At 67.8% G+C, this 10,921-nt stretch carries 10 protein-coding genes; 6 read left to right on the plus strand and 4 right to left on the minus strand.

Features of this window, described 5'->3' with window-relative positions:
• Positions 1-218 precede the first annotated feature (218 nt).
• Positions 219-1,199 (minus strand): pyridoxal-phosphate dependent enzyme, encoded by a 981-nt coding sequence (locus JO059_RS14125; protein ID WP_293319693.1) that lies wholly within the window; start codon positions 1,197-1,199, stop codon positions 219-221.
• A gap of 447 nt (positions 1,200-1,646) precedes the next feature.
• On the opposite strand from JO059_RS14125, the gene JO059_RS14130 reads away from it, so the two are divergent.
• The 4 genes from JO059_RS14130 to JO059_RS14145 all read left to right on the plus strand — a co-directional run bounded on the left by JO059_RS14130 (position 1,647) and on the right by JO059_RS14145 (position 4,635).
• On the plus strand, positions 1,647-2,120 hold the full coding sequence (locus JO059_RS14130; protein ID WP_293319695.1) for a GtrA family protein: 474 nt from the start codon (positions 1,647-1,649) through the stop codon (positions 2,118-2,120).
• Positions 2,121-2,459: 339 nt separating this feature from the next.
• A complete protein-coding gene (locus JO059_RS14135; protein WP_293319707.1) occupies positions 2,460-3,122 on the plus strand; it encodes a hemolysin III family protein in 663 nt (220 codons plus the stop codon).
• A 106-nt stretch (positions 3,123-3,228) separates the two neighbouring features.
• Positions 3,229-4,050: a formate/nitrite transporter family protein gene (locus JO059_RS14140; RefSeq protein ID WP_293319697.1), complete on the plus strand. Its 822-nt coding sequence runs from the start codon at positions 3,229-3,231 to the stop codon at positions 4,048-4,050.
• Positions 4,051-4,203: 153 nt separating this feature from the next.
• A complete protein-coding gene (locus tag JO059_RS14145) occupies positions 4,204-4,635 on the plus strand; it encodes an ATP-binding protein (RefSeq protein ID WP_293319709.1) in 432 nt (143 codons plus the stop codon).
• Between the two features lie 7 nt (positions 4,636-4,642).
• On the opposite strand, the gene JO059_RS14150 is transcribed toward JO059_RS14145, so the two are convergent.
• Positions 4,643-6,001 (minus strand): wax ester/triacylglycerol synthase family O-acyltransferase, encoded by a 1,359-nt coding sequence (locus tag JO059_RS14150; protein ID WP_293319699.1) that lies wholly within the window; start codon positions 5,999-6,001, stop codon positions 4,643-4,645.
• A gap of 114 nt (positions 6,002-6,115) precedes the next feature.
• Entirely contained in the window at positions 6,116-8,110 is a 1,995-nt protein-coding gene (malQ, locus tag JO059_RS14155; RefSeq protein WP_293319701.1) for a 4-alpha-glucanotransferase, read from the minus strand.
• Between the two features lie 366 nt (positions 8,111-8,476).
• On the opposite strand from malQ, the gene JO059_RS14160 reads away from it, so the two are divergent.
• Both JO059_RS14160 and JO059_RS14165 read left to right on the plus strand, forming a co-directional pair.
• Positions 8,477-9,361 (plus strand): cyclopropane mycolic acid synthase family methyltransferase, encoded by an 885-nt coding sequence (locus JO059_RS14160; protein ID WP_293319703.1) that lies wholly within the window; start codon positions 8,477-8,479, stop codon positions 9,359-9,361.
• 172 nt (positions 9,362-9,533) lie between these two features.
• Positions 9,534-10,001 carry a hypothetical protein gene (locus JO059_RS14165; protein WP_293319705.1) on the plus strand — a complete coding sequence of 156 codons (468 nt, stop codon included), beginning with the start codon at positions 9,534-9,536 and terminating at the stop codon, positions 9,999-10,001.
• Positions 10,002-10,009: 8 nt separating this feature from the next.
• Here the strand turns inward: JO059_RS14165 and JO059_RS14170 are convergent, their stop codons facing one another.
• Complete coding sequence (locus JO059_RS14170) at positions 10,010-10,903, minus strand: hypothetical protein (protein ID WP_293319711.1); 894 nt, start codon at positions 10,901-10,903, stop codon at positions 10,010-10,012.
• Positions 10,904-10,921 lie beyond the last annotated feature (18 nt).

The raw sequence follows: 10,921 nt of genomic DNA on the forward strand, positions 1-10,921 counted from the left end.
AGACGCTGAGCGATTTGCCGCCGAACCGTCGCCGGATACCTGAGGGGCATGTGACCTCCTGCTGATCACTGTCCCCCAACTCTCATAACGGTGGACCTACGACACGGGTACAGACCGAACGGTGACTCGAAACCGCCTGCGCTAAGACGCTGTGCGATTAGATCTGTCAGCGACCGTGCGAGTGCGTTACGAAATCTGTTGATGCACAGGGGCAATTGTCAAGACCTGTGGCCCGGTCCGGCGCCGACCCAGCCACGGTAACTGTCTGGGTCGACGTTGCTGCCGCACACGACGGTGACGATGTGTCGGCCGGCGAAGCGGTCACGGTCTTCGAGCACCGCTGCGACGCCGAGCGCGGCCGACGGTTCCACGACAAGGCCAGCGCCCTCGAGAAGCACCCGCATACCGGCGATGATCGATGCCTCCTGCACCAAGACGGCGTCGTCGACGACTAGCAGGAGGTCGTTCAGAACGGCCGGAATTGGACAGCGCCCGACGACAGCGTCTGCGATGGTGTCAGTCGAATCGGTGTTGACAACCCGCCGCTGGCGCCACGAAAGTGTCATCGCCGCTGCGCCGGCCGGCTGAATGCAGATCACCTCCACCTCGGGTGCGAAGGCCTTCAGCACATGACCGACACCGGTAGCCAGCGCTCCGCCGCCAAGAGCGATCAGTACGGCGTCGAACGACGATGCTGCGTCCACCAGTTCCAGGCCAATGGTCGCCGCGCCCTCACAGGTCTCGATGTCCAAGCTGTCTTCGAGGAGCCGGATGCCCTCATGCCGCGCGATCGCTGCCGCTCGTGCACGAGCCATCTCGTGATCGCCGTCCACTAACTCCAGTCTGGCGCCCAGTGCGCGCATGCGATCGAGCTTGACCGCGGGACCAAACCGGGATGCCACGACCGTGACATCGAGGCCCCTTGCGCGACCTGACCAAGCGAGGGCCTGGCCGAGATTGCCTCCGCTGGCACACACCACGGCGGTCGGGCCATTGTCGGCGAGCAGGCTTGCGACAACCTCTGCTCCGCGGGCCTTGAAGCTACGCACCGGGTTCGCCGTTTCGAGCTTGATGTTCACCGCGCACCCGAGGTCGGGCTCCAGCGTCTCGCAGCGGTACAGCGGGGTGTCCAGGAAAACCGGGTCAATTACCCGGCGGGCGGCTCGGATCCGCGCTGTATCAAGGCGCGTCCCTTCCACGACACAGCAGCGTAGCGCTGTCTGCGCTGTGCATCGTAGGGCTCGTGATACGAACGCGATGAGGCACGGCGGCCGTCCAGCAGTTAACGGTCAGGAGCTGTCGAGCGACTTCCGGTAACCGGACCGAGCGCTCTACCGAGTCTTCGAAACCGACCGCGGTGGTAATCAAGACGCAGTCGGAGCTGTTCAGGCTGCCTGGGCGGTCCTCGGCCTCGGCTGCGGTCGCCGGATAGCCGAGTTCGCTCAGCAGCGCCGCGATCACGGGCGCGTCGGTGGTTCGTGCTCGTCGGATCTGCATGGGGTCAAGTCTGGGAGCGCGCTAACGTGCGGTGAGTTAAGCGGCAGCAAAAAAAACAGCGATGTGACAGCGGAATTGAGATCCGACACTCGACGCAGAGTTGGCCAACTGATCACGTGGCGGATACCTGACCGTGGCACCGTACCGGTGTGCAAGACGGAGCGCGGACAACTCCATCACGCCCGGCCGACCGATTCCACAATTTCTGCGAGGCGGTCGTCGCGAGGCTTCCGTTCGGACTCGAAGCCGTGGTGGCACCCACGTTTCTTGGTTTTTGCCTGATCAATGGTCTCACCTTCGGCGTGGACCTGATGATCCTGACCGGTCTGCACAGCGGCCTGCGCCTCCCGGTGCCGCTCGCAGTCACCGTCGCGTACTCCTGCGCGTTCGGCCTCAGTTATGTACTCAACCGCACCGCCAACTTCCAGTCCCACGCGCCGGTCGGACCACAGGTAGCGGTCTACGTCGTGGTAGTCGTCGTCAACTACCTCGCCTTCATCCTGGGAGTGTCGAGCGGGCTAACGGCCCTCGGCGTGCAGTACCAGCTGTCGCGAGTGGCGGCAGGTATGTGCGAAGCGGTGTACATGTATTGCGCCATGAGGTGGGTCGTCTTCCGCCGGTGAGGGGCGCGGCTACCTCGAGGTCGATGCGGCAAAAAGCTACGTCCGTCCGGGTGCTCCGGCACACCTGCGGCAGGAAATCGAAAGCCGCGTCGCCGGTGGTGATGACCAGCTCGGCAGCACAACTGATCTGGCGCCCCCCGCGGGTATAGCCGACTCATAGGTCCGGCATAGCGGCTCCCCAGGGCCGGGGTTGAGGATGTGGCCAGGCCGAGATGGCCTGGAAATAAAGCACTTACAACCAGGCGCGCGGGATTGGGGAGCACATTGAGCTATCGGACCGTTGTCGCGCCCCAGCCAACGCCTTTCGGACCCGTCGCCGTTGTCGATGCCGGTGCGCAGCTGGTGCACGACGCTGCCGGCGTTCTGAGCAAGCCCAGGTTTCGCGGCTGGATCCACCAATACTGCGCCATCGCTGCCGTCATCGCCGGCGCCCCGTTGGTGGCGCTGTCGTGGTCGGAGGTATCCGCGCGGGCTGGGCACTCGACGCTCGTATATGCCCTGGCCATCGCGGCTATGTTTGCCGTCAGCGCGGCTTATCACCGCGTTCACTGGGAGTCGGCGTCCGTCAGGGGCTGGATGAGGCGGCTCGACCACTCGATGATCTTCGTGCTCATCGCCGGTACCTACACGCCCTTCGCCCGGCTTGCCATGCCGCGCGGGACGGGGGACGTGGTCCTGGCGATCGTCTGGGGCGGCGCGCTGGCAGGGATCGCCCTGACACTGTTCTGGCCCACCGCCCCGCGGTGGCTGAACGTGGCGCTCTATCTGCTGCTGGGCTGGGTGGCGGTCTGGTGCACCCGGATGATCGTGGACGGCGCCGGGTTGGCCGCCATGGTGCTGCTGGCTGTCGGGGGCGCGCTCTACAGCGTCGGCGCGATCTTTTATGGCTTGCGCCGGCCCGATCCCTGGCCGGCCACGTTCGGCTATCACGAGATTTTTCACGCGTCCACCGCCGCTGCGGCGATCTGCCAATACATCGCCATCTGCTTCGCCGTCTTCTGACTTGTTCGCCCCGTCGCGCGCGAGTCCCGCTGACGCTGCGCCGCATAACCAACGCCACACGCGGGACAGGCGTGCCCTACCGATTAGTGGGTATTGATATCTACTCGTGAGGACAGAGGCGGTTCAACGACAGCTCGGCGAATACGACAGCCCAATCGAGGACCGGCTCGAGGACGCCTTCACCAGAATGCTGAGCGAGGGCACCCAGCGCCTGCACCGCACCTGGCGTGGGGTGCTGATCACCGGTTTCTTCGGCGGCACCGAGGTCGCGCTGGGCGTGCTCGCCTACCTTTCCGTGCTGAACGCGACCCATCGGCCTCTGTTGGCGGGGTTGGCGTTCTCGATCGGATTCCTCGCCCTGCTGCTGGGACATAGCGAGTTGTTCACCGAGGGCTTTCTGCTTCCTGTCGTCACCGTGGCCGCCAAGCGCGCCAGCGCCCGGCAACTGCTGAAGCTATGGGTCGGCACGCTGTTCGCCAACCTGGTCGGCGGTTGGGTGATCATGTGGCTCATCGAGACCGGCTTCCCTCAGTTGCACGGACAGACCGTCGAAACGGCCAAGCACTTCGCCACGGCCCCGGTATCCGCGCAAACCCTGTCGCTATCCGTCCTCGGCGGCATGGCGATCACCCTGATGACCCGGATGCAACACGGCACGGAGTCGGTTTCGGGGAAGATGGCCGCGGCCGCTGCCGTCGGATTCCTGCTCGCCGGCCTGCAGATTTTTCACTCGATCCTCGATTCGCTGCTGATCTTCGGCGCGCTCGTGACCGGCGACGCGCCGTTCGGTTACCTCGATTGGCTGGGCTGGTTCAGCTACACCGCGGTCGGCAATCTCGTGGGCGGGCTCCTGTTCGTGACGCTGCTGCGGCTCCTGCGCAGCAAGGACCGGCTGCAAGAGGAACGCGCCGCCGCCGACGCTTCATGAGCGGCGCCGCGAATGCTGATGTGTGGCGGGGTATCTCGGTTCGAGCGCCAATAGTGGCCCAAAAGTGACCCGGGCGGGGTTATACGCGCGGGCACGACTGGGTATGCCTCCTTCATGAATGCAGACCAGTGCGTGGACGGCCCCGCCGTGCACATGAACTGCGTCGGCTCAGCTGACGCCGTCACGGCATCGGAGTTGCGCCGTGTCCTGCAGCGGTGGCTGCGGGATGAGACCGACGTTGCCCCTGACATTCGCGACGGCATCGTCCTGGGCGCGAGCGAAGCGCTGGCCAACTGCGTTGAGCACGCCTACCGCTCGCAGCACTCGATCGGCCCCATGAGGCTGCAGGCGAGTCACGATCCCGCCGCGCGCTCGATCAACGTTTGCGTCACTGACGGCGGGACCTGGCACCGGCCGCTGCAGAGGAAACCCGGCGACCCCCGGGCGTCACGCGGGATCATGCTGATGTGCGCGCTCGCCGATCGCTGCACCATCGACGCCCGACCGAACGGCACCATGGTGTGCCTGGATTACACGACCGATCCGACGCGGTTCGGGGAGAAGGGCACTGACGCCGGGTGTTGACGGCTGGTTACACGCCGACCGCTCGCTCCAAATCCTTCAGCGACGTCTCCAGGTGTCCCAGCAGCCGCTGCAGGTGCGGCACGCTGCGGCGGCAGCCGACCAGACCGAAGTCGAGATTGCCGGCGTTGTTGGTCACGGTGACGTTGACCGCCTGCCCGTCGAGCGGGATCGACAGCGGATAGTTCCCGTCCAGCCGCGCGCCACGCCAGTACAGCGGCTCGGACGGGCCGGCCGAGACATTCGAGATGACGATGTTGAACGGCGGCGAGGCGGTCGAAAGGTATCCGGGGATCAGCCCGAGGAACAGCCCCCCGACGTTGAACGCCGACAGGGCCAGCTGCTGAACCGGGGGCAGTTGCAGGAACACGTCTTTGGTGTTCCGGATCGAGGAGCTGATGATCTCGAGCCGCTTCGCCGGGTCGTCGACGTCGGTTGCCAGGTTGCACAGGAAAGTGCCGACCATGTTGCCACCGCCGTCGTCGTCGGGCCTGCGGAGGTTCACCGGGACCATCGCCGTCAGGGGGGCGTCCGGCAAGGCGTTCTGCTCGATCAGGTAGGCGCGAAGGGCTCCGGCCGACATCGCGAGCACCACGTCGTTGACGGTGACGCTCGCGGCCGACTTGACCGCCTTCACGCGGTCCAGCGACCAGGACTGTGCCGCCACCCGTCGAGCGCCACCGATCCGAACGTTGAACATGCTGCGCGGCGCCCGGAAAGGCAGGGTCAATTGTTGTTCGACCAGTGCGGCGCGGGCGAGTTTCAGTGTCGACGGCGCCAGCGCCAGCGCCGATCCCGCGGTGCGGCCGACCCGACCGAGCAGCGACGGCCGGTGGCGCGGCTCCTTGCCTTTGCGCGGCCCGATGTTCCAGGGCACCCGCACCTCGTCGTCGTGCGCATCGGGAGTGAAGGTGCGCTGCATCAGGCGGAGCGCCGATACTCCGTCCATGAGGGAGTGGTGGTATTTGGTGTAGACGGCGTACCGCCCGTCCTGCAGGCCCTCGATGAGGTGCGCCTCCCACAGCGGGCGGTGACGGTCGAGCAGGCTGCCGTGCAGCCGAGAGGCCAGCTCCAGCAGGTCACGGACCCGCCCTGGCTCCGGGAGCGCCGACCGGCGCAGGTGATAGTCGAGCTCGACGTCCTTGTCTAACGACCACGCGACGTTGGTGATGCCGCCGAAGAACGCCGGGTGCTTGCGAAACGTCGGCTGGACGTCGGTGCATTCCAGCATCGCCTGATACGACTCCCGCGCGAAGTGCGGCCCCGCGTCCTCGGGCGGCTCGAAGAGTTGCAGCGCGCCCACATGCATCGGATGCTCGCGCGACTCGCCGATGAGAAACAGCGCATCCGTCGGTGAAATCGGTTCCATGTTCCCTTCCTTCCGCCCCCACTGCCCCCGCGGTGCCGTTCGCCCGACACCCCATTCCTTCTCCAAGTAACCGAAGCGGCCCTAGGCCACACCTCGATCCTGCACGGGCGGCGTTCACCGGCCCTCGTGAGCCAACCGGAAGACGGAGGTGATCTCGCCGACCCTCGGGTCGGCCCGCAGTTCCTCGAGGGTTTCCGGCAGCGGCAGCCGCCAGTTCGGGTACTCGTCGACCGTGCCGGGCAGGTTGGGCTGGCGCGGTTCGGCGATCACGTCGTGGGGCGAGACGAGCTTGAGCCGGCTTGGGGTGGCGGCCAGGAACCGGTGCATCGCGGTGATGATCGTCGCCTCGTCGGGCTCGGACTGCGGCAGCAGTCCTTCGGCGCGCAGCAGCGTGAGCCACTCGATCCGTTCCTTCGCCGCGGCGGAGCGCTCGGCCGGAATGTCGTCGAGCAAGCCGAGGTCGGCCCGCACCCGCACGTGTTCGGCGCGGAGGAATCCCGCCGCGGTAGGGAGGTCGTGCGTCGAGATGCTCGCGGCGGCCCGCGGCGGCCACTTCGCGGACGGGAGCAGCGGCTCCCCCGGCGCCGACTCGTCGCGGGTGAACCAGGAGACGGCGCACCCGAGCATGCCGTTGCCGGCCAGCGCTTCGGTAACCTCCGGTTCGACGGTGCCCAGGTCTTCGCCGACGACGGTGGCTGCCGCCCGGTGCGCTTCCAGCGCCAGGACCGCGAGCATGACGGCCGCATCGTAGTGCACGTAGGTGCCGCGCTCGGGCCCGTCGCCGGGCGGTATCCACCACAGTCGCCACAGGCCGGCGACATGATCGATCCGCAGGCCGTCGGCGTGCACGAGCACCGCGCGCAGCATGTCCCGCAGCGCGGCGTATCCGGTGGCGGCGAGGCGGTCCGGACGCCAGGGCGGAAGGCCCCAATCCTGGCCGCGTGGGGTGAAATTGTCCGGGGGCGCCCCCACGTGTACGCCGGTAGCGAGCACGTCGGCCAACGCCCACGCGTCGGCGCCCTCCGCGTCGACGCCCACCGGAAGGTCGTGCAACACGCCCAGTGCCATGCCCGCGTCTCGGGCGGCCCGGCGCACCGCGACCAGCTGCTCCGCGCAGCGTTGCTGCACCCAGGCATGGAACGCCACCCTCGGTGACAGTTCCCGGCGGGCCGCCGCCACCGCCGGGCCTGCGACATCGCGCAGCCGCTCGGGCCATCGGCTCCAGCGGCCGCCGTGCCGTTCGGCGATCGCGCAGTAGGTGGCGAAGTCGCGCAAGCCGGCGGAGGCGGGTGACTCGTCCAGCGGGCAGGGCCGGCCCTCGGCGCGCCACAGTGATTCCAATGCGGCTCGCTTGGCCGCCCACACCAGGTCGTAGTCGATCCGATCGCCCTCGGCGGAGACCCGCAGCGCGTCTACCTCAGCGCGGGTGTCCGCGTCGGCTCGACGGTAGGCGTCCAGGTCCTCGATGCGCAGCGCCAGTGGGTTGGCGAATCGGCGACTCGAAGGGGTATACGGCGACGGCTGAACCGGGTGTGTCGGGCCCGGAGCATTCAGCGGGTTGAGCAACAGCGCACCGGCACCGTGCTCGGTGGCGGTCCAGTCCAGGAACTCACGCAGGTCTCCCAGGTCCCCGATGCCCCACGAGCGGGCGGACCGCAGCGCGTAAAGCTGGATCATCCAGCCCCAGGTGGCCGGCGTCGGCGGCACCTGGGGAGGAGCGGCCACGAGCGTGGCTTCATCGCCGTCACGGGTGTGCAGCCGGTACCAGCCCGGCGCCAGCTCACCTGGCAACTCGCCGCGCAGGTCCGTCCGTTCGCCGTCCTCGCTGACCAGCAGCGTTGCCCCGGCCATCGGGTGCGGGCGCCCGTCCAGGCGCACGGCAATCGTCGGCGCCTGCCCTCCGGAGCGCTCTCGTTGGTCCAGGCGGGCCAGTTCGCGGCGCCGGTCGGCTTCGGTGCCGGCGTCGATGTCGAGAAGCCCGAGTACGCGGATCACTACTTCGGCATCGACATCTGCGGGCTGGCGCCGCTCGTTGCGATAACACGTGGCCACCCCATGCGCCGCGGCCAGCCGTCGCAGGTCGTCGGGTACCGGCTTGGCGCCTGCCATCACCGCGCCCACCCGGGTCGGGCCGAGCGGTGGCCCGCCGGTGAGGCGTGCGGGAGGGCGGGAAGGGCCGTTTTTGGCCGGCGCGGTGACACACGGCCGGGATACCCGGCCTGGCGGTTCTCACACGGACCGGTCGAAGGGCTGGAATGCTACCGACGGGCGCGGGACCAAGGCAGGAACCGAGTTACGTTGAGCCGCAACGGGTCTCGGACAAGCACCGGTGGTCCAGCCCACCTGCCCGCACCTTCTGCCGGTCGCCGGCGGGGGCGTCGATGACCGACCGATAGACTGGTGGCTCAGCAAGCGCGGCGCGGCATCGAGTGGGCGCGCCGCTGAGCCCAAAGAATCCACGTCAAAGGTTGTGCCGTGCCCGAAAAACAAAGCGAAACCGCCAGTTTGCAGCCGCACTTCGAAGACGTACAGGCCCACTACGACCTGTCCGACGAATTCTTCGAGCTATTCCTGGATCCAACGCGGACCTACAGCTGCGCCTACTTCGAACGCGACGACATGACACTCGAAGAGGCCCAGCTCGCAAAGATCGACCTCGCGCTGGGAAAGCTCGGGCTGCAGCCGGGGATGACGCTGCTGGACATCGGGTGCGGGTGGGGCACCACGATCGTGCGCGCGCTCGAGCGTTACGACGTGAATGTCATCGGCCTGACCTTGAGCCGCAATCAACAGGCGCACGTGCAACGGCGTTTGGACGCGCATCCGAGCGCGCGAAGCAAGCGGGTCCTCCTCGAGGGCTGGGAACAGTTCGGGGAGAAGGTGGATCGCATCGTGTCGATCGGGGCCTTCGAGCACTTCGGACGTGACCGTTACACCGACTTCTTCGCGATGGCCTACGCGGCGCTCCCGGCCGACGGGGTCATGTTGCTGCACACCATTATCAAGCCCAGCGACGAGGAGTTCGCCGAGCGCGGCCTGCCCATCACCATGACCAAGCTGCGGTTCATGAAGTTCATCATGGACGAGATCTTCCCCGGCGGAGACCTGCCGAGCGCCAAGGTCGTCGAGGAGCACGCCCGAAGCGCCGGCTTCGGCGTCAGGCTCGTGCAACCGCTGCGCCTGCACTACGCGCGCACGCTCGACACCTGGGCGGCCGCCCTCGAGGCCCACCGCGATGAGGCCGTCGCGATTCAGTCCCAAGAGGTCTACGACCGGTACATGAAGTACCTGACCGGGTGCGCGGAGCTTTTCCGCGAGGGCTACACCGACGTCGCGCAATTCACGCTCACCAAGGGCTGACGGCCAGCCAGAGACAGCGGCATGGTCGCCGTGATCGCCCGCGTGTGAGCCGCTGCGGTTTATCGTCGCGGCGCGGGGGGAACACGACGAGCAACGATCTGATCCGGTAGCGCTGGCGTGCTTGGGGGTTGTGTGGTGCTCGTCGGCGCGAAACCGCACGAAGGGTGTGACCGTGGGCGCAAAACACCGTCTGCCTGATTCCTCGGAGCAGATGCTGCCGAGCAAGGCGAGCGCTCGCCGCGCGATGTCCGGCGTGGCGCTGGCCTGTGAGGTCGCCTCCGCTTGGGTGCTGTGCGCGGCCAGTTTGGCGGCGCTGGTCACCAACTCCGGCGGCCCGGACAAGCGAACGATCGAGGCGACCCTGGGTGCGCCGTCGCGCGTCTCGCAGCAGGTGCGTCAGGAGGGCACGGTCGTTGCGGTGTCGGGCGACTCGGTCACGGCGCGCAGCGCCGACGGGTACACCCAGACCTATCGCGTCACCCCCAACACCACCGTCATCTCCCATACCGGCGGCCAAACAGCAACGGCGCCTGGGCATTTCGCGGTCAACGACCGGGTCGTGATCGTGGGGACCATCAAGGATGGCGCGGCCCTGGCGACCGCCGTCGCCGACGGCAACCTGGGAGACGGCGACGGGTAACCGGGGCGCTACGCGCTCGCCAAATGTGCGCTGCCGTCGTCCAATTCGTCACGGCGCAAACCCATTGGGGTCTTAGCGGGGATGTCCCCGCCGGCGACCACGGCGCGGGTGATCGGGGTGAGCGCCTGGAAAAGGGTTTCCACCTCGTCGTCGCTTAGCGCCTCGAGAGCGGACAGGGCAAGCGAGTCGGTGGCCGATTCCACGCCCTCCTTGAGTTCGCGCCCGGCTTCGGTGAGCGACCCGTCGTCGTCGAGCAGGCCCCGCTCAGCCAACCGCCGCTCGTGATGCCGCCATGACGCGTCGTCGTAATCGCGGGTGCGCGCGATGTAGTCGCGCGCGACCCGGCCCGCCGCGGCGTGCAGCACGTTGGACTCGCGACCGGAGATGCCCGCGGCGGCCAGCACTGCGACATGGGCGTCGCCACGGTGCTCACGCAACAGCGTCGCGGCGAGCCACAGGGCGGCCAGCGGTTCATCCGGCCAGGGCAGCGCCAGATTGGCGGCGAACAGCGGCCGCCCGTCGAGCGGTGCCTGACGCGCCGCCACACCGGCCAATTCCGCTGCCAGCCTGACGTTTTCGTCCACCATGAGGCCGTAGCGGCGCAGGGCCGCGACCGCGGAGTCCTGCCGGGCGCGCAGCGCGGCTTCGGGACCCGCGATTCCCCACGCGGCCGGCAGGGCCTTGGCGACCCGCTCGGGGGCGAAGTTGTAGAAGATCGCCGTCACGACCGCTGCCGGGACCGCACCCAGCGGTGCCGATCGGGCGGCGAAGTAGCCCATCCAGAAGCCTCGGTAGCCCAGCGCGTCCAATGCCGCCCGAGCCTCCGGCGCGAAGTAGGTCACCGCGTGCACCGGTTCGAATCGGTCGAAGAAGCGTCGCGCCAGCTGTGGATCTCTGCGCACGATCGCAGTTAACCATCC

The organism is Mycobacterium sp., assembly GCF_019247615.1.
Lineage (GTDB): Bacteria > Actinomycetota > Actinomycetes > Mycobacteriales > Mycobacteriaceae > Mycobacterium.